Origin of the sequence: Amycolatopsis sp. NPDC021455 (genome assembly GCF_040640995.1) — a bacterium.
GTDB lineage: Bacteria > Actinomycetota > Actinomycetes > Mycobacteriales > Pseudonocardiaceae > Amycolatopsis.
Map to the genome: position 1 here is coordinate 397,761 of NZ_JBFACT010000002.1, position 23,344 is coordinate 421,104.

General features: G+C 71.5%; 25 protein-coding genes. 11 read left to right on the forward strand and 14 right to left on the reverse strand.

The window, feature by feature from the left end; translation table 11 throughout:
- Window positions 1–37 precede the first annotated feature (37 nt).
- On the forward strand, window positions 38–589 hold the full coding sequence (locus AB0G28_RS04890) for a GNAT family N-acetyltransferase (protein WP_361083003.1): 552 nt from the start codon (window positions 38–40) through the stop codon (window positions 587–589).
- Between the two features lie 12 nt (window positions 590–601).
- Here the strand turns inward: AB0G28_RS04890 and AB0G28_RS04895 are convergent, their stop codons facing one another.
- From AB0G28_RS04895 to AB0G28_RS04905, 3 genes are all read right to left on the reverse strand, one after another.
- Window positions 602–1,504 carry a 2-hydroxyacid dehydrogenase gene (locus AB0G28_RS04895; protein WP_361083005.1) on the reverse strand — a complete coding sequence of 301 codons (903 nt, stop codon included), beginning with the start codon at window positions 1,502–1,504 and terminating at the stop codon, window positions 602–604.
- 16 nt (window positions 1,505–1,520) lie between these two features.
- Window positions 1,521–3,389 carry a S1 family peptidase gene (locus AB0G28_RS04900; protein ID WP_361083007.1) on the reverse strand — a complete coding sequence of 623 codons (1,869 nt, stop codon included), beginning with the start codon at window positions 3,387–3,389 and terminating at the stop codon, window positions 1,521–1,523.
- Window positions 3,390–3,533: 144 nt separating this feature from the next.
- Window positions 3,534–3,884 carry a VOC family protein gene (locus tag AB0G28_RS04905; protein WP_361083009.1) on the reverse strand — a complete coding sequence of 117 codons (351 nt, stop codon included), beginning with the start codon at window positions 3,882–3,884 and terminating at the stop codon, window positions 3,534–3,536.
- A gap of 124 nt (window positions 3,885–4,008) precedes the next feature.
- Between AB0G28_RS04905 and AB0G28_RS04910 the strand changes: the two genes are divergently transcribed.
- From AB0G28_RS04910 to AB0G28_RS04920, 3 genes are all read left to right on the forward strand, one after another.
- Window positions 4,009–5,757, forward strand: a complete 1,749-nt coding sequence (locus AB0G28_RS04910) for a proline--tRNA ligase (protein ID WP_361083011.1) — start codon at window positions 4,009–4,011, stop codon at window positions 5,755–5,757.
- Complete coding sequence (locus AB0G28_RS04915) at window positions 5,757–6,620, forward strand: hypothetical protein (RefSeq protein ID WP_361083013.1); 864 nt, start codon at window positions 5,757–5,759, stop codon at window positions 6,618–6,620. The genes AB0G28_RS04910 and AB0G28_RS04915 overlap by 1 nt, the downstream gene beginning before the upstream one ends.
- Window positions 6,621–6,725: 105 nt before the next feature.
- A complete protein-coding gene (locus AB0G28_RS04920) occupies window positions 6,726–7,412 on the forward strand; it encodes a hypothetical protein (RefSeq protein WP_361083015.1) in 687 nt (228 codons plus the stop codon).
- Here AB0G28_RS04920 and AB0G28_RS04925 read toward each other — a convergent pair.
- The 3 genes from AB0G28_RS04925 to AB0G28_RS04935 form a co-directional block, all read right to left on the reverse strand.
- Window positions 7,390–9,516, reverse strand: coding sequence for a DUF2156 domain-containing protein (locus AB0G28_RS04925; protein ID WP_361083017.1), 2,127 nt, complete (start codon window positions 9,514–9,516; stop codon window positions 7,390–7,392). The two genes, AB0G28_RS04920 and AB0G28_RS04925, sit on opposite strands and share 23 nt — an antisense overlap.
- 119 nt (window positions 9,517–9,635) lie before the next feature.
- Window positions 9,636–9,833 carry a hypothetical protein gene (locus AB0G28_RS04930; RefSeq protein ID WP_361083019.1) on the reverse strand — a complete coding sequence of 66 codons (198 nt, stop codon included), beginning with the start codon at window positions 9,831–9,833 and terminating at the stop codon, window positions 9,636–9,638.
- Between the two features lie 16 nt (window positions 9,834–9,849).
- Window positions 9,850–10,545, reverse strand: coding sequence for a haloacid dehalogenase-like hydrolase (locus tag AB0G28_RS04935; protein ID WP_361083021.1), 696 nt, complete (start codon window positions 10,543–10,545; stop codon window positions 9,850–9,852).
- A 105-nt stretch (window positions 10,546–10,650) separates the two neighbouring features.
- On the opposite strand from AB0G28_RS04935, the gene AB0G28_RS04940 reads away from it, so the two are divergent.
- Complete coding sequence (locus AB0G28_RS04940; protein WP_361083023.1) at window positions 10,651–11,655, forward strand: ABC transporter permease; 1,005 nt, start codon at window positions 10,651–10,653, stop codon at window positions 11,653–11,655.
- On the opposite strand, the gene AB0G28_RS04945 is transcribed toward AB0G28_RS04940, so the two are convergent.
- From AB0G28_RS04945 to AB0G28_RS04960, 4 genes are all read right to left on the reverse strand, one after another.
- Entirely contained in the window at window positions 11,593–12,003 is a 411-nt protein-coding gene (locus AB0G28_RS04945; RefSeq protein WP_361083025.1) for a secondary thiamine-phosphate synthase enzyme YjbQ, read from the reverse strand. The genes AB0G28_RS04940 and AB0G28_RS04945 overlap by 63 nt on opposite strands.
- Window positions 12,004–12,019: 16 nt before the next feature.
- A complete protein-coding gene (locus AB0G28_RS04950; protein WP_361083027.1) occupies window positions 12,020–12,664 on the reverse strand; it encodes a response regulator transcription factor in 645 nt (214 codons plus the stop codon).
- A 9-nt stretch (window positions 12,665–12,673) separates the two neighbouring features.
- Window positions 12,674–13,978 carry a sensor domain-containing protein gene (locus tag AB0G28_RS04955; protein WP_361083029.1) on the reverse strand — a complete coding sequence of 435 codons (1,305 nt, stop codon included), beginning with the start codon at window positions 13,976–13,978 and terminating at the stop codon, window positions 12,674–12,676.
- A gap of 98 nt (window positions 13,979–14,076) precedes the next feature.
- Window positions 14,077–14,991, reverse strand: a complete 915-nt coding sequence (locus tag AB0G28_RS04960; RefSeq protein ID WP_361083031.1) for a LysR family transcriptional regulator — start codon at window positions 14,989–14,991, stop codon at window positions 14,077–14,079.
- Window positions 14,992–15,082: 91 nt separating this feature from the next.
- On the opposite strand from AB0G28_RS04960, the gene AB0G28_RS04965 reads away from it, so the two are divergent.
- A complete protein-coding gene (locus AB0G28_RS04965) occupies window positions 15,083–15,799 on the forward strand; it encodes an SDR family oxidoreductase (protein ID WP_361083033.1) in 717 nt (238 codons plus the stop codon).
- Window positions 15,800–15,875: 76 nt separating this feature from the next.
- Here AB0G28_RS04965 and AB0G28_RS04970 read toward each other — a convergent pair whose 3' ends face one another.
- The 3 genes from AB0G28_RS04970 to AB0G28_RS04980 are packed head-to-tail and all read right to left on the reverse strand — an operon-like array spanning window position 15,876 to window position 18,263.
- Window positions 15,876–16,076, reverse strand: a complete 201-nt coding sequence (locus tag AB0G28_RS04970) for a hypothetical protein (protein ID WP_361083035.1) — start codon at window positions 16,074–16,076, stop codon at window positions 15,876–15,878.
- Between the two features lie 7 nt (window positions 16,077–16,083).
- Window positions 16,084–17,193 carry an acyl-CoA desaturase gene (locus AB0G28_RS04975; protein ID WP_361083037.1) on the reverse strand — a complete coding sequence of 370 codons (1,110 nt, stop codon included), beginning with the start codon at window positions 17,191–17,193 and terminating at the stop codon, window positions 16,084–16,086.
- Between the two features lie 11 nt (window positions 17,194–17,204).
- Entirely contained in the window at window positions 17,205–18,263 is a 1,059-nt protein-coding gene (locus tag AB0G28_RS04980) for an FAD-binding oxidoreductase (protein WP_361083038.1), read from the reverse strand.
- 92 nt (window positions 18,264–18,355) lie between these two features.
- Between AB0G28_RS04980 and AB0G28_RS04985 the strand changes: the two genes are divergently transcribed.
- From AB0G28_RS04985 to AB0G28_RS05005, 5 genes are all read left to right on the forward strand, one after another.
- Entirely contained in the window at window positions 18,356–19,018 is a 663-nt protein-coding gene (locus AB0G28_RS04985; RefSeq protein ID WP_361083040.1) for a TetR family transcriptional regulator, read from the forward strand.
- Between the two features lie 122 nt (window positions 19,019–19,140).
- Complete coding sequence (locus tag AB0G28_RS04990; RefSeq protein ID WP_361083042.1) at window positions 19,141–20,253, forward strand: Re/Si-specific NAD(P)(+) transhydrogenase subunit alpha; 1,113 nt, start codon at window positions 19,141–19,143, stop codon at window positions 20,251–20,253.
- Complete coding sequence (locus AB0G28_RS04995; protein WP_361083044.1) at window positions 20,250–20,558, forward strand: NAD(P) transhydrogenase subunit alpha; 309 nt, start codon at window positions 20,250–20,252, stop codon at window positions 20,556–20,558. Before AB0G28_RS04990 ends, AB0G28_RS04995 begins: the two co-directional genes overlap by 4 nt.
- Window positions 20,555–21,943, forward strand: coding sequence for an NAD(P)(+) transhydrogenase (Re/Si-specific) subunit beta (locus tag AB0G28_RS05000; protein WP_361083046.1), 1,389 nt, complete (start codon window positions 20,555–20,557; stop codon window positions 21,941–21,943). The genes AB0G28_RS04995 and AB0G28_RS05000 overlap by 4 nt, the downstream gene beginning before the upstream one ends.
- The gene (locus tag AB0G28_RS05005) at window positions 21,940–22,671 is read left to right on the forward strand and encodes a lipoate--protein ligase family protein (RefSeq protein ID WP_361083048.1); all 732 of its coding nucleotides are present in this window, start codon (window positions 21,940–21,942) and stop codon (window positions 22,669–22,671) included. The genes AB0G28_RS05000 and AB0G28_RS05005 overlap by 4 nt, the downstream gene beginning before the upstream one ends.
- A gap of 74 nt (window positions 22,672–22,745) precedes the next feature.
- Here the strand turns inward: AB0G28_RS05005 and AB0G28_RS05010 are convergent, their stop codons facing one another.
- A complete protein-coding gene (locus AB0G28_RS05010; RefSeq protein WP_361083050.1) occupies window positions 22,746–23,246 on the reverse strand; it encodes a histone-like nucleoid-structuring protein Lsr2 in 501 nt (166 codons plus the stop codon).
- Window positions 23,247–23,344 lie beyond the last annotated feature (98 nt).

Here is a 23,344-nt window from a genome sequence, read left to right on the forward strand (position 1 = left end):
CACCACGGTCTCCACCAGAACGAGCGCTGGATCGCCGGTGTCCTCGCCGGCGCGGGGCTACACGCACGGCCGGACGATGGTCAACATGCGCGTCGGCCTCGCCGACCTGCCGCCGCAGCCCGCGCTGCCGGACGGCTTCGAAGCGGTGCCCTTCGACTTCAAGTACGACCTCGCGGTGCTCGACGCCCGCAACGACACCTTCGCCGACCACTGGGGCAGCACGGTCTACCAGCCCGACGCCTGGCGCCACCTGGTCACCGGCTCGAAGGACTTCCGCCCGGACTTGTCGTTCCTCATCCTCGACGGCGACAAGGTCCTCGCGTTCGTGCTGAGCCACTTCTACGCGTCCGAAGCCGAGGCGACGGGCATTCGCGAGCACTACGCCACCTGGGTGGGAACGCGGGAGGCACTGCGCGGCCGCGGCGTCGCGTCGGGACTGCTGGGTCACACGCTCCGGGCCGCGAAGGACGCCGGATTCGACCGGTCGGCCCTCAACGTCGACGTCGACAATGCGCACCGGGCCCTGGGTGTTTACGAACGGTGCGGTTATCGCGTCGACGACGAATGGCACGTGTACGTGCTGTCCTGAAAGCAGGGGTCGTCAGGGCTGCACGAGGTTGAGCAGCTCCTCGCCTTTCGCGTACCTCCGCAGCTGCTCCGCCGCGAGTTTCTTCGCGCGCGGGTAGAACGACGCCGACCCGCCCGCGATGTGCGGGGTGATGATCACGCCCGGGACCGTCCACAGTGGATGGTCCGCGGGCAGGGGCTCCGGGTCCGTCACGTCGAGGCCCGCGCGCAGCCGTCCGGTGCGGGTCTCCGCGACGAGCGCGTCCGTGTCGATCGCCGTTCCGCGGCCGACGTTGACGACCAAGGCGTCGTCGGGGAGGGCGGCCAGCTCGTCCCGGCCGATCAGTCCTCGCGTCGCGGGGGTGTCCGGCAAGATCAGCACCAGGATGTCCGCTTCGGGCAGCAGTTCGCGCAGCTCGGTGACGCCGTGGACGTCCTCCTCCGGGCGGGGACGGCTCGCCACCCTCGTGACCAGCGCCTCCGCGGCGACGAGCTGGCGCTCGATCGCCTGCCCGATCGAGCCGTACCCGACCAGGAGCACCCGGCTGTCGGCGAGTGAGCGCGTGTGCTCGCGCGCCCATTCGCCCCTCGCCTGCTGCGCGAACCAGCGGGGCAAGTCCCGCTGCGACGCGTGGATCAGCGCGAGGGCGTGTTCGGCGACGCTCAGGTCGTGCAGCCCGCGCCCGTTGGCCAGCCGCACGCCGGCCGGCAGCAGCGGCACGAGTGCCTCGACCCCGGCCGACAGCGACTGCACCACCCGCAGCGACGGCAGTTCCTTGATCAGCTTCGGCGGCTCCGGCCCGCTGTCGTACGGCAGCACGTAGAACTCGACCTCGCCGAGATCGGCCGGAGGGGGCTCGACGCCGTCGTAGTAGGCGGCGTCGAGCCCCTCCGGCACGTCGATGTCGGTCCAGGGCAGCAGTACGCGAGCGCTCATGCCGCCTTTCTACCCGTTACCGCGTGTAGTAGCCCTGCAGGTCGACGACCAGGTCCAACGAGCCGTCCGCGTTGCGGACGTCGAACCGCGCCCCCGAGCCGAGCCGGACCGTCGCGGCGTTGGACGTGTTTTCGCCCTGCATGATGTTCACCGTCGAAGGGACGCTGCCGCTGTACGGCAGGTCGTGCGACCAGGCGGCCAGGAACGTCGAGGCGCTCGGCTGGACGCCGGTGAAGTTGACCGCCGCGGCGGTCGCCCCGGCCGGCAGCCCGGTGACCGGCACCGTGCGGATCCCGCCCGGGCCGAGCGGCGTCGGCGTACCGGCGCGGGTGTCGAGCAGGCGGGCGGGTGTGCTCAGCGCCGCATAGCGGCTGCCCGCGTCGCCGGGCACGAACGAGCCGGCCACCGAGAGCAGGACGTGGCTCTGGCCGTGGTGGAGGAAGACGCGGATGGCGCCGTCGTCGCCGATCCGCACCAGCGACTGGGTCGCGCGGTGCTCCTCCGGCCGGATGTTCAGCGTCGACGAACCGGGGGTGCCCTGCGCGTAGACGCTGAAGAAGGTCTCGGAGTCGCTCTGGGTCCCGGTCAGGTTGACGGCCACGGCGACGGCGTCGGCCGGGACGCCCGCCACGCCGCGGACCGGCACCGTCAGGACCTCGCCCGCGGTCAGCTTGCCCGGGTGCCCGCCGAGCGGGGTGCGGGTGTCGAGGACCAGTTCGGGCTTGTCCTTCGGCTGGTAGGTCGACTCGCCGGAGGCGCTGTAGTAGCCGAGGTAGTCGACGATGACGTCGATGGCGCCGGCGTTGTTGCGGACCTTGATCTTGCCGTCCGCGCCGACCGGCACGATGGCCATGCCGGCGGCGACGCGGCCGGCACCGAGGTTGAGGTTCGAGGTCGAGGGCAGGGCGTCGCCGTAGGCGGTCAGGAAGGTACTCGCGGTGCCGCCGACGCCGACCAGGCTGACCGCGACGGCGCCGGCGTTGACCGGCAGGCCGGGGATGGCCACGGACACGGATTCGCCCGCCGCCACGGGCTTCTTGTGGCCGCCCAGGTCGGTGCGGGTGTCGAGCACGCGCTGCGCGGTGGGCAGTGCGGTGTAGGCGTCGCCGCGGAGGCGGAGGCCGATCCAGGCGGCGATGTCGTCGACGCGGGTCTCGACCGTGCCCTGGCGGGTTTCGGTCGAGCCGAGGCAGCCGGCCTGCCACGACGCGTGGTGGATGCCGGCGAGCTCGACGACGCCGCCGTGTTCGCGCAGGAGGGGACCGCCGGCGTCACCCTGGCACGTCGTCGCGGCCGCCGGGTCTCCGGCGACCGCCAAGGTGGTGGCGGTGACGCTCTGCACGGTGACCGGGGCGGTGTGCGGGCGGTCGGGCACCCAGTCGGTGGCGGTGCGGCCGTAGCCGGCGATGCGCAGGGCCTCGGACTGCGCCGGGGCGGTGGTGCCGATGGCGACCGGCGTGACGTCGGTGACCGGCGCGGCCAGCTTCGCCAGCGCGACGTCGCGGTCCGCCCGGAACAGGACGTCGACGACGGCGCGTTCGGCCCCCGCGGTGCCCCGCCGCCCGACGGTGGCCTTGGTGGCGAGCTTCGGCGGCCCGGCCTGCCCGGCGTTCTCCGGGAAGCAGCTCGCGGCGGTGACGACCCACTGCGGTGCGACCAGGGCGCCACTGCAGCCGTGGACACCGCCGACCTCGACCTGGGTGGCGAAGGCGTAGGCCCCGTCCGCGGCGGGACTGCCGCCGGTGACGGCGGCACCGGGCACGGCGGTCACGAGACTCACCGCCGCGGCGGCGGCGAGCACCGCCCCGGCTCTGCCGATTCTGGACGCGCCGATTCTGGACGCGCCGGTTCCGGACGCGCTGAAGACACCCTTGACGGGCGACATGGATCCCCCCTGTACATCGAATTTCGTCGCGAACGGGACTCGTCGCGGTCATCCCCGGACCAAGGTCCCCCCGTTCCTTGCCGCGCAGATGCTAACGGCTTGCGTTGGCGCGTCGCCAGTAGCCGAAAGTCGGTCCGCCTTCGCCTAGTGCACCCCCTCCGACACGCAGAACTCGTTCCCCTCCGGATCGGTCAGCACCGTCCACGCCAGTCCCGGCACCTCGTGCTCGGCCACCTCCTCGGCCCCCAGCCCGACCAGCCGCTTCACCTCCGCCGCGCGATCGTCGCCGCCGAAGTCGATGTGGACGCGGTTCTTGCCGGCCCGGGGTTCCGGAACCCGCTGCAGCCCCAGCGGGAGCCCGCCCTCCGGCGCCGCGAGCACCACGAACTCGCCGTAGTCGTTCGCCACCTTCGTGCCCAGCGCCGCTGTCCAGAACCGCGCCAGGCCCTGCGGGTCGGCGCAGTCGATCGTGATCATGCCCATGTGGATCGCCATGGATCCGAAGCTAGCGGGCACCACCGACAAAACCGGGCCGCGAGTAACCCGTTGGAGTCACGGCCGGGGGATTGACTACCCTGAGCGGGACTTTTCACACCCGCCCGGCGCAGGGAGCCCCGCAGTGATCACCAGGACTTCGTCGTTGTTCCTTCGCACGTTGCGCGAGGATCCGGCGGACGCCGAGGTACCGAGCCACCGGCTCCTGGTACGCGCCGGCTATGTCCGCCGGGTCGCCCCGGGCGGGTACTCCTGGCTGCCGCTGGGCCTGCGGGTGCTGCGCCGCATCGAGGCCGTCGTGCGCGAGGAGATGAACGCCATCGGCGCGCAGGAGATCCAGTTCCCCGCGCTGCTGCCGAAGGAGCCCTACGAGGCCACCGGCCGCTGGACCGAGTACGGCGACGGCCTCTTCCGGCTCAAGGACCGCAAGGGCGCCGACTACCTCCTCGGCCCGACGCACGAGGAGCTGTTCGCGCTGACCGTGAAGGGCGAGTACAGCTCGTACCGCGACTACCCGGTCACGCTGTACCAGATCCAGACGAAGTACCGCGACGAGGCGCGTCCCCGCGCCGGCATCCTGCGCGGCCGCGAGTTCGTCATGAAGGACTCCTACTCCTTCGACCTCGACGACGACGGCCTGGCGCGCTCCTACCAGGCCCACCGCGACGCCTACACCAAGCTGTTCGACCGCCTCGGCCTCGAGTACGTCGTCGTGAAGGCGACGTCGGGGGCGATGGGCGGCTCGGCGTCCGAGGAGTTCCTCGCGGTCGCCGAGACGGGCGAGGACACCTACGTCCGCAGCACCGAGTCCGGCTACGCGGCGAACGTCGAAGCCGTCGTCACGCCCGCGCCGCCCGCGCAGCCCGTCGAGGGCCGTCCCGAGGCGCAGGTGCACCACACGCCGAACACGCCGACCATCGAGAGCCTGGTCGACTTCCTGAACAAGGCGGACCTCGGCCGCACGTTCACCGCCGCGGACACGCTGAAGAACGTCATGCTCAAGTCGCGTCAGCCGGGCTCGGACGAGTGGGAGCTCGTCTGCGTGGCCGTCCCGGGCGACCGCGAAGTGGACATGAAGCGCCTCGAAGCGTCCCTGGAGCCCGCCGAGGTCGCGCTGCTCGACGAGGCCGACTTCGCGAAGAACCCGTTCCTGGTCAAGGGCTACATCGGCCCGAAGGCCCTGCAGGACAACGGCGTGCGCTACCTCGCCGACCCCCGGATCGTCCCCGGCACCGCCTGGGTCACCGGCGCCGACAAGGTCGACCACCACGTCGTCGACCTGCTCGCCGGGCGCGACTTCACCCCGGACGGCACCATCGAGGCCGCCGAGGTCCGCGAGGGCGACGCGTCGCCGGACGGGCACGGCACCCTGGTCGCCGCGCGCGGTATCGAGATCGGGCATATCTTCCAGCTCGGCCGCAAGTACACCGACGCCTTCGAGGTCGACGCGCTCGGCCCCGACTCGAAGCCGATCCGGATCACGATGGGCTCCTACGGCGTCGGCGTCTCGCGGCTGGTCGGCGTGCTCGCCGAGCAGAACCACGACGACCTCGGCCTGATCTGGCCGCGCGTGGTGTCGCCGTTCGACGTGCACATCGTCATCGCGGGCAAGGACGAGGCGGTCGCGGCCGGCGCCGAGAAGATCGCCGCCGAGCTGGACGCGGCGGGTATCGAGGTCATCCTCGACGACCGCAAGGCGACGCCGGGCGTCAAGTTCGCCGACGCCGAGCTGGTCGGCGTCCCGACCATCCTGGTGGTCGGGCGCGGCCTGGCCAACGGCGTCGTCGAGGTCAAGGACCGGCGGTCCGGCGACCGCGAGGAGATCGCGGTCGACGCCGTCGTCGAGCACCTGGTCAAGCTCGTCCGGTCCTGATGGCCCGGTTCTCCCGGCGCCGCGAAGGCGCGACGCCGGGGTATGAGGACAACGCGGCGCTTCGCGGGTTCGGCGGTTACGAACCCGCGGACGCGCCGCGCGCCCAGCCGAAGCGGATCCGCCCGCGGCCGAAGCCGCTGAAGTGGCGGCGGGCGCCGTGGTTCGGCCTGGCGTTCATCGCCTTGGTCGCCGGCGTGCTCAACGCACTGGGTGTCGGCAAACCGCACCCGGCGTCGTCGTCACCGCCGTCGGCGCCGGTGGTGACGCCTTCGCCGCGGGTGGTGGTTCCGCCCGCGGTCGCGGGCTGGCAGTCCGTGCCGGGCGGCGATGGTGCGTACGCCTACGACGTCCCGCCGAGCTGGCAACCGGACCCCGATACGCAACAGGGCTGGGGCGAGCCCGGGATCAAGCTGGTCACGAGCGCGTTCCTGGGCAAGTTCGCGTGCGGTACCACTGTCCTGGGCGGCGCGGGCGTCGCGACGGAACCCCTGGAAGACCCCGAGGCGGCGGCGCGCAGGGCCGCGACGGACGTGGCGGCGGGCGCGTACGGCGTGACACCGCAGGTGGGCCCGACGGCGCAAGCACGGGTCACGAAAGCCGACGGGACCACGGTTCCCGCGTGGATCGTCGTCGCCGAAGTGGTGCCGACGCAAATGGGCGGGTGCGCGACGAAGCACGCACAGGTGGTCGCGATGGGATTCGGGAACGGCTCCGGCGCGTCGGGTGTCATGGTGGCGTACGCGGACACCGACCGGCCGGGACCTTCGGTGCGCGACGACCTGGTGCGGATCGTGCGGAGCTACCGGTTCGTCCCGGCGAAGGACCGGAGCACCACCACGCCGCCGCCGACACCCTTGCGCTAGGCGCATCGAGGTCGACGGCGGTCCCGGTTCTTGCCGTCGTGCTCGAGGTGTCCCGGGCGTTTTGCCGCTTCCGCTGAGCGCCCGGATTCGGCAGGCTGTGTCCCCATGAGGGGTGATGCGGACAGACGGCTCGGCCGGATCCGCGCCGTCGCGTTCGGAGTGCTGGCCGTTTCCGGGGTGCTTCTGCTCTTCGGGCCGTTGCTGGCCAAGGCCTGGACATGGCTCGTCCGGCCGCGGGATCCCAACTGGTGGGGCGCCTCGGGCCAGTGGGTCGGCGGCATCGGCACGATCGCGGCCGTCGTCGTGGCCCTGTGGATCGCCATCCGGGACGGGCGGCTCGCGCAGGCGGACCGGCGGGAACGGGACCTGCGGGAGCGGCAGGAGCAGGCCGCGAAGGTCACCGCGTGGATCGAGCTGGCCGAGCCCGGCTCCGACGCCGCCGGGTACATGGTCGTGTCCAACGCGAACGCCGAGGCGGTCAACCACGTCGTCGTCTCGTTCGACCTCGTCCACAACCTGCCGATGACCGGGTCCACCCTGCACCGCGGGCCGGACATCGAGGACGACGAATACCTCTACGCCATCCTCCCGCCCGGGAAGTGGCGGATGCCGATCCGCGAGGAGTGGCAGCGCCCGGACATGACACCGGGGGTGATGCTCGCCTTCACCGACTCGCGGAACGGCCACTGGCTCCGCCTGACCGACGGCCGGCTGATCCCGAAGGACCAGAACGTCGTCAGCAGGCGGAAGATCCGCTTCCCGCAGCGGATCAGCGTGCCCGAGAGCTACTGACCAGCTTCGCCAGCTGCCGCAGCCGGACGTCGGGCAGGTAGGCCCGGCTCAGCGCCAGCCCGATGCGCGGGAGGTCGGCTTCGTCGCGGAAGGCCAGGTACAGCGGGACGCGCCGCGGCTGGAACTTGGCCTTGAACGCGTGCAGCGAACGGAAACCGTAGTACGGCTCCATGAGCCGGCCCAGCGACTCCAGGACCCGGTCCACCGAACGCGCCGGGGCACCGGAGTCGCTGCGGGCCAGCGGGGCGCCCGACAGCGACACGAACCGCGCGCCCTCCTCGAGGAAGGCCAGGCACGCCGACGCGATCAGGAACTCCATCACCGGGCGGAAACCGTGCGCGCTGCGGCGCATGACGTCCAGCGTCCAGCCGCCGACCTTGCCCGCGCCGGTGTACACCGGCAGCCACGACGTCACGCCGTGGACCGTGCCCTCCGCGTCGACCGCCAGGCCGACCCGGGTGGCCGGGTCCATCGCCTCGTCGAGACCGCCGAGGGTGAAGCCCATCTCGGGCATGGCCTTGCCGGACATCCACTCCTCCGACAGCGCCCGGACCTGGGCGAGGATGGGTTCCGGCTGGTCGGCCAAGCGGACCAGCCGGAAGTCGATCTCCTGCTTGGCGGCCTTGTTCAGCGCCGACCGGACGTCCTGCCACGCCTTGCCGCGGAACTCCAGGCCGTCGAGGTCGAGCACGTTGTCCTCGGCCACCTGGACGTGCCGCCAGCCCAGCTCGCGCGTCGCCGCGACGGTGGCCTCGGTCGCCGAGAACACGCACGGCACCAGGCCGGAGTTCTCGCACATCGCGGTGAACTCGGTGACGGTGGCCGCCGCCGTGCCGTCCGGCGCGATCGGGTCGCCGAGTGCGACCGCGACCCCCGCGTGCCGCCGGTAGGCGAGGTACGAACGGCCGTCCTCGCGGACGAAGTAGGTGTTGCGCGGCCAGGTCGTCATCCACGACAGCGTGCTGCCGCCGTGGCGGTCCAGCAGCGTGCGGGCCAGCGCCGGCCCGGGACCCTGCGCGTGGCGCCGCAGCCGGCGTCGCGAAGGCACGCGGAAAGCGTGCCGCGCGGCGATCAGGACGACCAGCTCGACCGTCCACAAGAGATTGTCCACGAAGAACAACGGGAGGCCCTCGACGTCGTAGTCCCCGCCGAAGACGTCGGCCAGCCCGATGACCGTGGCGACGGCGAGCCCTTGCAGCGTCACGAAAGCCGACAGCGCGACGGCCCAGCGCCACGCCACCCGGCCGCCCTTGCGCAGCCCGTTGAGCATCGGGACCACCAGCAGGACGAGGATCGCCAGCTCCGGCCCCGACAGCGAAACGCCTTCCGTCGAGCCGAACGGGCCGTCGCCGGGTACCAGGTACATCACGATCTCGGCGATGGTGAGCAACAGCAGGCCGGCGACGGTCAGCAGCCGCCATTCCCGCAGGTTCGGGCCCGCGGTGTCGGCCGCCCGCCGGTCGCCCACCAGGCGCCGCCCGAGCGGGATCGCCAGCAGCAGCGCGAAGAAGTGCACGAGGTCGGCCAGCGTTCCGACGTAGACGATCGCGACTCCGGCGTACACGCACAACCCGGCCCGTAGCCGCAGCGCCCACGGCGGCCGCAGCGTCGCGCTGGCGACCGCCACCGCGGCGAGCGCGCCGCCGGAGAACCCGACGTCGAGGCTGCCCGCGACCCGCTCGGCCCACAGCCAGCCGGAGTCGCGGCACAGGGCGAGGAACTGGATCGCGACGAGCACCGAGGCGAGCTGGCCGCCGATGGTCACCGCCATCGCGCGCCGCGTCCCCAGCTGCCACTCGGCGAAGCCGGCGCAGAGCGCGAAACTGCCGACCATCGGGAGGTAGTACCACGGGATGACGGCGAAGAACGGTCCGGTGAGCATCGTCCACCACCGGCCGGCCTCCAGCGACGGCAGCCCGTAGGCGACGAACGGGTAGGCCGCCCGGTCTTCGGCCGCGTTCCAGAGCGCTCCACTCGCGACAGCCAGTACGAGCATGGCGAACGTGACGCTGCTGGTGAACGGCAGCCGCCGCCTGAGCACCGCGATGGTGCCGCGGACGCGTCCCCCTGCGGCGGGCTCGACCGCCGGCGCTGTTTCGGTCATGCGGAAGAGTCTTGCGATTTCACGCCGGGAGCGGCATCGGGCAGGGGAACGAGATTTCCCCTAAGGGACTCGTCCTTTCGACCGAGGGTAATCCCCCTCCCAAGGAGGATGTGCGCAGCTCACCGGCGCGATCGGGCTTCTGCGCGCTCCGGACGCAGGGCGATCCAGAGCATCAGCAGGAGCAGGAAGAGCACGATGGCGGCGGCGAGGATCCCGGCCCACCAGATCGGCGGATCGGAAAACACGGCGGAGAAACCCGCCACGCCCACCAGGGTCTCCGCAGCGGCGATCAGCCAGTATTTCTTGTTCTTGCTCATCGTCGCCGGCCGCTGCTCAACCGAGGACCGCGGCCCGGACGGCGTCGGTGTCGGCCAGGTCCGGCAGCACGACGTGCGCCCCCGCCGCGCGCAGCTCGTCGGCGGAGAAGTGGCCGGTGGCCACCGCGACGGAGACCGCGCCGTTGTCCAGCGCCGCCTTGACGTCGTTCGGGGTGTCGCCGATGACGACCACCGCGCCGGCGTCGAACTCCGTGCCGTGCTTGGCCGACGCCAGCTCCATCGCGTGGGGGACCAGGTCCGGGCGGTGCACCGAAAGCGTCCCGTAGCCGCCGATCTCCAGGTCCAGGTACTCGTGCAGGCCGAACGCCGCGAGCTTGTGCCGCGAGATCTCGGGGAGGTTGCCGGTGACGAGCGTCTGGACGACGCCGCCGTGCCCGGCGAACGCGGTCAGCGCTTCGGCCGCGCCGGGCAGCACGCGGGCCTCGGCGGGGAAACGGTGTGCCGCCCGTTCCGACTCCGCCACCAAGGCCTTGAACAGCGCGTCGATCGTCTCCTGCGCGGCCTCCAAGCCGTTCGCGGTGAGCAGGTCGGTCGTCGTGGCGAGCTCCGTGCGGCCCCCGAACACCGGGTGCACGCGCAGGGTCTCCCCGGTCGCGGCGGTGAAGGCGGCGGAGTACCACGCGGAGCCGAGTTCGGTGAAGTCCACCAGCGTGTGGTCGATGTCCCAGAGCACCAGGCGCGTCTTCGTCACGGGGTCGAGGTTACCGGGGGCATTATTCAACAAGCGTTGACTTTCGCGGGACCGGGTCGTACCTTGAGCAGGAATTCAACAAGCGACGAATAAATGGAGGCTCTCATGACCAGTCCTGCCCGGCGCCCCGCCGGGGTGCTCGCCCTGGTCGCCGCCGTGGCCGGCGCGCTGGTGGCGGTGGTGCTCGGATTCCTCACCTTCGGCGCGCAGGCCACCGTCGCGCCGGACGGCGTCCCGGTCGCCGTCGCCGCCCCGCCGGAGATCGCCCAGCGCATCGCCGCGCACGGCGGCGGCCAGCTCGCCTGGACCGTCACGACCCCGGCGGACGCGCGGAAACTGCTGGAGGACAAGAAGGTCTACGGCGTGCTCGAACTCGCGCCCGGGCCGTCCGCGACGGTCGTGACGTCGGGTGCGGTCAACCCGGCGGGCACCCAGGTCGCGCAGCAGGCGCTGACCGGCGCCGCGACCGCGCTGGCCGGCGCGCCGAAGCAGGAGGTGCTGCACCCGGTGAGCCTCGCCGGCCGGATCGCGCCGCTGGCCGCGAGCGCGCTGGCCTGGATCGGCGCGCTCGTCGCGGGCCTGGCGCTGACGCAGCTCGCGAAGCGCACCGGCCGCACGGTCGGCGCCGGTGAGCGGTTCCTGCAGGTCGTCGGCATCGGCGTGCTCGTCACGGCGGTGGTGGCCGGCTTCTTCGCGCTGTGGGACTCCGCGCTGCCGCTCGACGCCGGCGTCCTCGGGTTCGTCTTCCTCACCGCCACGGCGTTCGCGGCCCTGCAGGCCGGGCTGCTGCGCCTGCTCGGCCTGCGCGCGATGGCCGTCCTCGGCCCGCTGTACCTGGTGGCGCCCGCGGTGGCCGGGCAGGTGCCGGAGCTGCTGAACCCGGCCTACCGCGCGCTGCTGTGGTCGTGGACGCCGTTCCGCTTTTCCACCGAAGGTCTCCGCAGCCTGCTGCAGGGGGTGCCGGGCGCGCCCGACGTCACGACCGGGCTCTGGGTGCTCGGCGCGCTGCTGGCCGCGGGCCTGCTGGTGACGCTGTGGCCGGGTGCCTCAGCCCGCCAGGAGGCTGAACCGCACCTTGCGGACCGGGTTGTCGAGGTTGGTGTCCACTAGGCAGATCGACTGCCAGGTCCCCAGCGCGAGGACGCCGCCGAGCACCGGGATCGTCGCGTACGGCGGCACCAGCGCCGGGAGCACGTGGTCACGGCCGTGACCCGGGCTCCCGTGCCGGTGCCGCCAGCGGCCGTCGCGGGGGAGCAGCTCGTCGAGCGCGGTCAGCAGGTCCTCGTCGCTGCCGGCGCCGGTTTCGAGGATCGCCAGCCCGGCGGTGGCGTGCGGGACCCAGACGTGCAGCAGCCCGTCGGCCGCGTCGGCGTCGCGCAGGAAGGCTTCGGCCTCGTGGGTGAGGTCGTGGACGACGGCGTCGGAGCCGGTGCGGACCTCGATCTCGGTGGAGTACATGCGTCCCAGCCTAGGCTCAGGACTCGAGGTAGCGCAGCACCGCGAGCACCCGGCGATTGTCCTCTTCGGACGGTGGCAGGGCGAGCTTGCCGAAGATCGACGACACGTACTTCTCGATCGAACCGGCGGACAGGAACAGCTTCGCGGCGATGGCGGAGTTGGACCGGCCTTCCGCCATCAGGCCCAGCACTTCGCGCTCGCGCGGAGTCAGCCCGTCGAGGGCGTCGGTCCGGCGCGTGGCCGAGAACAGCTGGCTGACGACCTCGGGGTCGAGCACCGTTTCGCCGTCCGCGACCCGGCGCAGCGCGTCGAGGAAGTCCGACACCTCGGCGACGCGGTCCTTCAGGAGGTACCCGACTCCGCCCGCGCGATCGGCCAGCAGCTGGGCGGCGTACTTCGTCTCGACGTACTGGGAGAACAGCAGGATCGCGCAACCAGGCAGCTCGCGGCGCAGCGCGATCGCCGCCCGCAGGCCCTCGTCGGTGTGGGACGGCGGCATCCGGATGTCCACAATGGACACATCGGGGGCGTGGCCGGTGACCGCGGCTCGCAGCGCGTCGGCGTCCTTCACCGCGGCGACGACCTCGTGGCCGCGGAAGGTCAGCAGCTCGACGAGGCCCTGCCGCAGGATGGTGGAGTCCTCCGCGATGACGATCCGCATCCCGCGACCCTAGCGGGGCAGCGGCACCTGCGCGGTCACTTCGGTCGGACCGCCCGGCGGGCTCGTGACAGCCAGTTCGCCGTCGACCGTCCGCAGCCGGTCGGCGACGCCGGCCAGCCCGCCGCCCGGCACGATCCGCGCGCCACCGCGGCCGTGGTCGCGGACCCGCAGCCAGAGGACGTCCCGCTCTTCGGTGACTTCGACCAGCGTCGTCCCGCCGTGCTTCGCCGCGTTCGTGAGCAGCTCGGCGGCACTGAAGTAGACGATCGTCTCCAGCGACGGCGGCGGCCGGCGCGGCAGGTCGACGGTGACCCGCGCGTCGATCCCCGACGTCGCGACCAGCGTGGCGAGGGCGACGTCGAGACCGGCGTCCAGGGCGGCCGGGTGGATGCCGCGGGCGAGGTCCCGCAGCTCGGTCAGTGCCTGTTTCGCGTTCGCGTGCGCGTCGGTGACCAGCCGTTTGACCTGGGGGAGGTCGACGTCCGCCAGCTCGTCCTTGGCCAGCCCGAGTTTCATCGCCAGCGCCACGAGCTGGGCCTGGGCGCCGTCGTGCAGGTCGCGTTCGATGCGCCGCAGGCGCAGGGCGGCGTCCTCGACCGCGGTCGCGCGGCTCGCCTCGAGGTCGCGGACGCGTTCGGACAGCTCCCGCTCGCCGAGCAGGCCGACGACCATCAGCCGGTCGAGCGCGGTGAAGGCGTGGACCACCCACGGGAGGGCGACGAGGACCAGCAAGCCGGACGCGGACCAGGCCAGCGCGCCGGCCCAGTGCTCGGCGCGGATGTCGAAGACGGGCAGCTGCCGTTCGCCGAGCGGGAACCAGAAGAAGGAGTAGGTGGTGGCGGCGAAGCCGTAGAGGGTCGCGGTGAAGACGGTGAAGAGCCCGGCGAAGGTGAGGGGGAGGCGTAGCAGCAGGTAACCGGCCGCGCGCCAGCCGGCCGGATCGCCGACGCGGGCTCTGACCCAGCTCCACAGCCCCGGCTTGAGCTCGGGACGGCCCGGGGCGGGCACGCTGACGCCGAGCAGTCGCTTGGCCAGCGTCCGGTGCGCGGCGCCGAGGCCGCGGGCGTAGCGCAGGGCCCCGCCGAGCACGAGGAAGCCGAGCAGGACCGGCGTCAGCCAGACGCCGGCGGCGAGGACGACCAGGAAGCTGACCAGGGCGAACACGGTCAGCGGCGCGGAGAGCCAAAGCCAGAGGTACTCGGCCAGGAAGTCCCGCGAGGCGAGCGGGCCGAACACGCGGCGCAGCGGGCGGGGTCGCGGCAGGTCGAGGCTGGTCACGGGTTCAGTCTCGCCGGGTTCGGCGGGCGCGCCCATCCGGTTTTCCCCCTACTGCGGCTCGGGGAAGCTTCCGTGTCCCGGCTGCGTCACGCGGTTTCCGGCCGCCGCCCGCGGGGCGCCCCCCGTCTTCCACTCTACCGGGGAGCACCGACAGTTCCGGGTGCCGAACGGTCCGGGAGAGCCCCTCCGGAGGGGTCGTCACGCAGCGCGGCCGCCGAGCGGACGAGGGCGGCGACCGCCCGTGAGCGGCTGTTCGGCGGCCACGCGATCACCGTCGTGATCTCCGGGGCGTCGACGACCGGCACCGCGACGTGCTCGGGCCACTGCCAGGCGCGGCTGGACACGGGAGTGAGGATCAGCGTCCTGCCGAGCGCCACGAGCTGGGCGAGCTGGGCCTGGGTGCGCACCTCCGGTCCGGGCCCGTCCGGGTAGCTCCCGTCGGGCCGCGGCCAGCGGGCCATCGGCAGGTCCGGCAGGTCGCGGACGTCCGCCAGCGTGAGGTGGTCGCGCGAGGCCAGCGGATGTCCCGCGGGAACGATCGCGACCTGGCCCTCGGTGTGCAGGTCCTCGGTGTCGAAGTCGGCGAGGTCGTCGAACGGGCGGAGCATCAGGGCGACGTCGGCCTGCCCGTCGCGAAGCAGCCCTGCCTGCTCGCCGACCTCGCAGAGGAGGACTTCGATCGGTGCCGCGCCGGGTTCGCTCGCCTGGGCGTCGAGGAGCCGTCGCAGCACGTCGTGGGCCGCCCCGGCCTTCGTCGCGAGGACCAGCGGGCGCCGCCGGTCCCCCGCTCGCCGTGTCCGGCGGGCCGCCGCCGCGACCGCGTCGAGCGCCGTGCCCGCCTCGCGGAGCAACACCCGTCCGGCGTCGGTGAGCGCGACGCCGCGACGGTCCCGATCGAATAGCCGGACGCCGAGCCTGCTCTCCAGCTGCCGAATCGCGCGGGAGAGTGGTGGCTGGGCGATCCCCAGCCGGACGGCGGCGCGTCCGAAGTGCAGTTCCTCGGCGACGGCGACGAAGTAACGGAGTTCGCGGGTCTCGAGGTCGTGCACCGGTGAAGCCTACCGCCTGATACCGCACGAGTATCACAGCGCACCGGGACGATCTTGGACGCGAAGCGGGCGGCGCCGCGAACATGGACTGGTGAACGACAAGAAGACCGCGCTGGTCACCGGCGCGAACAAGGGAATCGGCTTCGCCATCTCGCAGGGCCTCGGAACGGCCGGTTTCACCGTCGCGGTGGGCGCGCGCGACGACGTCCGGCGGGCGGAAGCCGTCGAGAAGCTGCGGGCCGAGGGTATCGACGCGTTCGGCGTCGCCCTCGATGTCACCTCCGACGACAGCGTCGCTGCTGCCGCGAAGACCATCGAACAGACGGCGGGCCGGCTCGACGTCCTCGTCAACAACGCCGGCATCGCCGGCCGCCTCGACGGTGACGCGCAGGACCCGACGACGCTCGACCTCGACGTCGTGCGGACCGTCCTCGACACCAACGTGTTCGGGGTCGTCCGGGTGACGAACGCGATGCTGCCGCTGCTGCGCCGCGCCGACTCGCCCCGCATCGTCAACATGTCCAGCACCATGGGCTCGCTGGCACTGCAGCCCGGTCCGGTCCTGGCCGCCTACGCGCCCTCGAAGTCGATGCTCAACAGCATCACGACGCAGTACGCGCGGCGGCTCGCCGACACGAACGTCATCGTCAACGCCGCCTGCCCCGGCTTCGTCGCGACCGACTTCACCGGCTTCAACGCGCCGAGGACGCCCGAACAGGGGGCCGCGATCGCGATCCGGCTCGCCACCCTGCCGGACGACGGCCCGCGCGGCGGCTTCTTCGACGACGAGGGCGTCGTTCCCTGGTGACGTCCGGACGGGGGTGCGCCGCGGGGGCGCCCCCCGTTTTCCACTTTACCGGCGGGCACCGACAGTTTCGGCCGCGTCAGGGGGTGTCCGGGTCGTCGTCCCGGGCCTTCTGCGCCGCCTCGCGCATCTCGATCACGTCCGTGAGCCAGTCGCCCGTCTCGCGGGCGATGTCGCGGATCGCCCCGGTGATGATGCTCGCGATGTTGCCGACGTGCGTCGCGGCCGATTCGGTGATCACCTGCAGGGTGTCCTTTTCCCGCTCGAACTGACCCACCATGTCACCCTCACGCTGCTCGGAGCTGCCGGTCGGGTTCCACGGTAACCGACGAAGCCCGCGGTAACGGGAGAGCCAGCTTCACGATCTTCTTCGCCACCGACCAGAGCTGCCGGTGCAAGGGGCCCGTGTGGTACGGCAGGCCGTACTTCTCGCAGATCGCCCGCACCTCGCCGGCGATCTGCGGGTACCGGCGCGCCGGGATGTCCGGGAACAAATGGTGCTCGATCTGGTGCGACAGGTTCCCGCTCATGATGTGGAACAGCGGGCCGCCGCTGATGTTCGCCGAACCGAGGATCTGCCGCAGGTACCACTGGCCGCGCGTCTCCGAAGCCGTCTCGTCCTCGGTGAAGCTTTCGACGTCGGCCGGGAAGTGGCCGCAGAAGATGATCGCGAACGCCCACAGGTTGCGGGTCAGGTTCGCCGTCGCGTTGCCGAGGAACGTCAGCGGGGCGAGGGGGCCGGTCAGCAGCGGGAACAGGACGTAGTCCTTGCCGAGCTGCCGCGAAGCCTTCCGCAGGATCCGGCGGAGCACCGGAACGTTCTCGGCCCAGGTCCGCGAGCCCTTGACGACGTTCTCGATCTCGAGGTCGTGCAGCATGACGCCCCATTGGAAGAAGATCGCCAGCAGCGTCGCGTACACCGGGTTGCCGAGGTAGTACGGGTGCCACTTCTGGGCGTCGTCCATCCGCAGGATGCCGTAACCGATGTCGCGGTCCTTGTCGAGGATGTTCGTGTACGTGTGGTGGATGTAGTTGTGCGAATGCCGCCAGTTCTCCGCCGGCGCCACGGTGTCCCACTCGAAGCGCTGCGAGCTCAGCGCCGGGTCGCGCGTCCAGTCGTACTGGCCGTGCATGACGTTGTGGCCGATCTCCATGTTGTCCAGGATCTTGGCCACCGACAGCGCGCCGACTCCGGCGAGCCACGCGGGCGGGAAGAACCCGGCGAACAGCAGCGCCCGCCCGGCGACCTCGAGGCCACGCTGGGTCTTGATGATGTCGTGGATGTAGTCGACGTCCTCCTGACCGAGATCGTCGACGATCCGCTGCCGCAGCGCGTCGAGCTCGCGGCCGAACTCCTCGACCTGTTCCGGGGTCAGGCGGTCCTGCAGACCGGTCATGGCAGTCTCCTCTAAGCGTCGATCTCGACGTCCCCGACCGGGACGGAGATGCAGAGCTGGATTTCTTCGTCTTCTTCGCCGGAAATCTCGCCGGTGCGGGCGTTGCGGACGCGCCCGGCCGTCTTGAGCTGGGTGCAGGAGAAGCAGATGCCCATCCGGCAGCCGTGCTCCGGCGAAAGCCCGGCGTCCTCGGCCTGCTCCAGCAGCGGCTTGCCGGAGTTGGCGCACTCGCGGCCGCTGCGCTTGAAGCGCACCTGGCCCTCGGCGGCCGCCGTGTCGAAGGTCAACGCCGGCGGCGTGAACTCCTCGGTGTGCACGCGTTCACCCAACTCCTCGCGCACGGCGTCCATGAGCGCCTTCGGGCCGCAGACGAACGTCTCCGCGTCGCGGAACCGCGGCTCGACGTGCTCGACCGAGAAGAACCCGGTCAGGTCGCCGCCCTTCGAATGGGTGTGGGCGTGCACCACCCGCAGCCCGGGGTGCCGGGCGGCGAGATCGGCCAGTTCGGTGCGGTAGAGCGCGTCGGCCTGGCCGTTCGAGTACTGCAGGAACACGATCTCGCCGGGGTGCCCTTCGTCGACCAGCGTCCGGGCCATGGCCAGCACCGGCGTGATCCCGCTGCCGCCCGCGATCAGCAGGACGCGGTCCGGCCGGACGGCGGGGAGGGTGAACGTGCCGTCCGGAGTGGACAGACCGACCACCGAGCCGACGGCGATCGAGCGGTTCAGGTGCCCGGACACCAGGCCTTGCTCCTTGACCGTGAACTCCAGCTCGCCGTCGTACTGCGAACCACACGGCGAATAGCAGCGCGTGCGCCGGACGCCGTCGATCTCCACCTGCAGGCGGACGTACTGCCCGGCGGTGAAGCCGGGCCACGCGCGGCTGGGCTCGACCGTCAGCGTGACGCTGTCGGGCGTCTGCTTGCGCACCGCCGTGACCAGCCCGCGGATCTCGCGGCGGACCAGCATCGGGTCGACGAGCTCCAGGTACCGGTCCATCCCGTGCGGCGTCAGCAGCGCCTCGGCCAGCGAGGCGAGACCGCGCACCCGCCGGGGGATGAGCGCCGTCATCGGGTCCTCCTCGGTTACAGTGAACGCCTGTGCACTGAATAGTGCACTGCAGGAGTGGACGCCCTGTCAACGCGGGAAGGCGAGGATGTGACGTGAGCAACGCGGTGGACAGCCGTACGCTGATGGACGTGTCCGAAGACCCGCCGGCGCCGGTGACCCGTCAAGAGCGCAAGCTGCGCACGCGCCAGGCGTTGCTGGACACCGCGCTGGACCTGCTGGCCGACCGCCCGTTCGCGACGCTTTCCCTGCGCGAGGTCGCGAAGGGCGCCGGCATCGTGCCGACGGCGTTCTACCGGCACTTCGCCTCGATGGAGGAACTGGGCGTCGCGCTCGTCGAAGAAGCGACGCGGACGCTGCGCGGCATGATGCGCTCGGCCCGCACCGACCCGGACACCTACCAGGGGATGATCAGCGCCTCGGTGGTCACCGTGCACCGGTTCGTCCGGGCGAACGAGGACCATTTCCGGTTCCTGACCCGCGAGCGCTACGGCGGCGGCCCGCTCGCCAAGGCCATCGGCGTCGAACTCCGCCTGTTTTCCGGCGACCTCGCGATCGACCTCGCCCGGTTCGCGCCGCTGCGGTCGTGGAGCACCGAAGACCTGCACATGCTGGCCGACTTGATCGTTTCCGTGATGCTCACGACGATTGTCGAACTGCTGGAAGCCCGCCCAGGTGAAGACGAGAAAATCACCGGAACGGCGGAAAAACGGCTGCGTCTGGTCCTGCTCGGGGTGCCGCACTGGAAAAGCGCCTGAACGTTTCACGCACACCATCCGTACTTCTGTGACAAACGGGAGACTTGCGACTCACGTCACTGGGGACTGTCGGTCCGGCGTGGTACAACCCTCGGATCGTGCCTCGCCGATGAGGAGGTCGTGTGACGGACAGCGAACAGAGTCAGCAGCTCACCGTGGGTGTGGTGGCCGAGTCACGCCCCGGGGAGCGCCGGGTGGCCATGGTGCCCAAGCTCGTCGGGAGGCTCGCGCAACGCGGGTTGCGCGTCCTCGTCGAGCCGGGCGCCGGGGCCGGGGCGCACCTGAGTGACGACGCGTACACCCAGGCCGGCGCCGAACTCGGCGACGCGTGGGGCGCGCCGATCGTCGTCAAGGTCAACCCGCCCTCGCCCGGGGAAATCGCGAAGCTGAGCCGGGGCACCGTGCTCGTCGGTTTCCTCGATCCCCGCGGCAACCCGGAAGGGCTCGCGAAGCTCGAAGAAGCGGGCCTGCGCGCCTTCGCGATGGAGGCGATCCCGCGGATTTCCCGGGCCCAGGCGATGGACGCGCTGTCGTCGCAGGCCAGCATCGGCGGCTACCGCGCCGTGCTGCTCGCAGCGCAGAAACTCCCGCGGTTCTTCCCGATGCTCACCACCGCGGCCGGCACGGTCCCGCCCGCCAAGGTGCTGGTGCTCGGCGCCGGCGTCGCCGGCCTGCAGGCGCTCGCCACGGCGAAACGGCTCGGCGCGCAGACCACGGGCTACGACGTGCGGCCCGAGGTCGGCGAGCAGGTCAAGTCGCTGGGCGCGCAGTTCCTCGACCTCGGCATCGAGGCGGCCGGCGAAGGCGGGTACGCCCGCGAGCTGACGCCGGAGGAGCGCGAGGAGCAGCAACGGCGGCTCACCGAGGCCATCACGAAGTTCGACGTCGTGATCACGACCGCGCTGGTGCCGGGCCGCAAGGCCCCGACGCTGGTCACCGCCGACGCCGTCAAGGGCATGCCGGCCGGCTCGGTCGTCGTCGACCTCGCCGGTGAAACCGGCGGCAACTGCGAGCTGACCAAGCCGGGCGAGGACGTCGTGGAGCACGACGTCACCATCTCGTCCCCGCTGAACCTGCCCGCCGAAATGCCTTCGCACGCCAGCGAGCTCTACGCGCGCAACGTCGTCGAGCTGCTGGAGTTGCTCGTGACGAAGGAAGGCGCGCTGGAGCTGAACTTCGAGGACGAGATCGTCGCCGGTGCCTGCGTGGCCGGGCGCGAAGGGAGCCCGGCATGAGTCCATTGGTGCAGAACCTGGCGGTCCTCGTGCTGGCCGGGTTCGTCGGCTTCGCCGTCATCTCGAAGGTGCCCAACACCCTGCACACACCGCTGATGTCCGGCACGAACGCCATCCACGGCATCGTGCTGCTCGGCGGGCTCGTCGTGCTCGGCCTCGGCGTTGACGGCGTCTTCAACAAGATCCTGCTGGTGATCGCCATCGCCTTCGGCACGATCAACGTCGTCGGCGGGTTCCTCGTCACCGACCGGATGCTGTCGATGTTCAAGGCCAAGAAGGCGCCGGCCGAGGAGGACGAGAAGTGACCGACTTCATCGCGATCCTCTACATCATCGCGTTCGCCCTGTTCATCTACGGCCTGATGGGCCTGACCGGCCCGCGCACCGCGGTCCGCGGCAACTGGATCGCCGCGGTCGGCATGGGCATCGCCGTCATCGCCACGCTGCTCACCCCCGGCATGGGCAACTGGCTGCTGATCGTCCTCGGCGTCGCGATCGGCGTGCTCGTCGGCGTCCCGTCCGCGCGCAAGGTCAAGATGACCGCGATGCCGCAGATGGTGGCGCTGTTCAACGGCGTCGGCGGCGGCGCGGTCGCGCTCATCGCCTGGGTCGAGTTCAACTCCACCGACGGCTACGCGCACGAGCCGGTGTACATCGCGATCGCGTCGCTGTTCGCCGCGATCATCGGGTCGATCTCGTTCTGGGGCTCGAACGTCGCGTTCGGCAAGCTGCAGGAGCTGATCAGCGGCCGCCCGATCACCCTCGGCAAGCTGCAGCAGCCGGTCAACGCGCTGCTCCTGGCGGTCGCGGTCGCCTGCGCGGTGATCATCATCGCCGGAGGCGACAACGAGCTGCTGATCATCGGGCTGCTCGTCGCGGCGGGCGTCCTCGGCCTCACGGTGGTCCTGCCGATCGGCGGCGCGGACATGCCGGTGGTCATCTCGCTGCTCAACGCCTTCACCGGGCTGTCGGCCGCGGCCATGGGCCTGGCGCTGGACAACACGGCGCTGATCGTGGCCGGCATGATCGTCGGCGCGTCGGGCTCGATCCTGACGAACCTGATGGCCAAGGCGATGAACCGGTCCATCCCGGCGATCGTCGCGGGTGGCTTCGGCGGCGGCCCGGCGATCGCGGCCGGCGGCGGGGCGAAGGAAGCGCGGCCGGTGCGCTCGACGAGCGCGGCCGACACCGCGATCCAGATGGCCTACGCCAGCAAGGTCGTCGTCGTTCCGGGGTACGGCATGGCCGTCGCCCAGGCCCAGCACACCGTCCGCGAGATGGCGAAACTGCTGGAGAAGAAGGGCATCACGGTCGAGTACGCGATCCACCCGGTGGCCGGCCGGATGCCCGGGCACATGAACGTGCTGCTCGCCGAGGCCGACGTGCCGTACGAGCAGCTCAAGGAGATGGACGAGATCAACTCCGAGTTCGCCCAGACCGACGTCGCGCTGGTGATCGGCGCGAACGACGTCACGAACCCGGCCGCGCAGACCGATCCGAGCTCGCCGATCTACGGGATGCCGATCCTCAAGGTCAACGAAAGCCGGTCCGTGATCGTCTTGAAACGCGGGATGAGCTCCGGGTTCGCCGGCATCGACAACGACCTGTTCTACGATCCGAAGACCAGCATGCTCTTCGGGGACGCCAAGTCGTCGGTGGGCGAGATCGTGGAGGAACTCAAGGCGCTATGACGACCGGGTCGGATGTTCGTGCGGCGTTCACGGATCCGGCCGAGAATCTCGCTTTCGACGAAGCGCTCCTCCGGGTTGCGCCCGGGTCACCGGTGCTGTGGCTCTGGCGCAACCCGGTTTGCGTGGTGGTGGGGCGCGGGCAGCGGATCGCGCGCGAAGTACGTGTCGACGAGTGCGCCCGCGACGGCGTCCCGGTGCTGCGCCGGGCCAGCGGCGGCGGCACGGTGTTCCACGACCCCGGCAACCTGAACGTGACGCTGGTCCTGCCCGGCCCGGCCGACCGGCCCCTGGAGGCACTCGGACAGGTGATGAGCGCCGCCGTCGACCAGCTCGGGCTGGTCCCGCGGATCGGCGACCGCGGCCTGTTCGTCGGCGACGCCAAGCTGTGCGGCTTCGCCGTGTTCCGCACCAAGACCGGGCTGCTGGCCCACTCGACGCTGCTGGTCGAGACGTCCGCCGGGCTCGTCGGCCGCTACCTGACGAGCGCACCGCCGGACCCGCGTCCGCTCGACTCCCACCGCAGCCCGGTGGCGTCGCTGGCCGAGCACGGCCTGCGGCCCGGCTTCCCGGCGGTCGAGGCGGCGGTGCGCGCGGCGGCGTCGCAGCTGCTCGGGACGTTCGTGCCGCGGCCGCCGTCCGCGGCGGAACTGGCGCGGCAGCGGGCGTTGCTGCACACCCGCTACCGCTACCCGTCCTGGCACGCGGACGGCGCCCAGCGCGCGGCCTGAAAAGCCGTGAAGGCCTCCTTCCCGGCTTTTATGGCCGGGAAGGAGGCCTTCACGGACCTCGTGCCTACTGTGGACTATTCGGCCGCCGAGAACGTGACGGTGGGTACCTTGCGCGTGGACGCCGGGGTGGACTTCTTCGGCTCCGCCGCCTTCCGGGCTCTGGTGGTCTTCGCGGGTTCCGCCTTAGCCGTGGTCTTCGCGCGGGTGGCCTTGACCGTGGTCGTCTTCGCCGGGGCCGCCTTCGCCGTGGTGGCCTTGGCCTTCGCGGCGGGCTTCGGAGCCGGGGTCTTGGCGGGCTCGGCCTTCTTGGCGGCCGCGCGGCGACCGGCGACCGGTTTCGGCGTGGCCTTGGCCCGCGGCAGCTTCGCGCCCGGGACGAGCCGCGGGCGGTTCTTGCGGCCACCGGTGCGGCGGCCGGCGTCGGCGTAGCGGCCCAGGAATCCGCGCAACGCCTCGGCGTTGGCGAAGGAGAGGTCGATGTCGTAGTCGATGCCGTCCAGGCCGAACCCGACGGTCTCCGCCGCGGGCTCGCCGGTCAGATCATCCAGCACCTGCACAGCCGTGTTCTTGGCCACGACAAACCTCCCGTGCTCGAACGTGTGGTATTCGCGCGCACCGGGCCCGACGGCACCCGGTGCCGCCGAGATAACTTGCAGCTTCCTGACGAGGATAG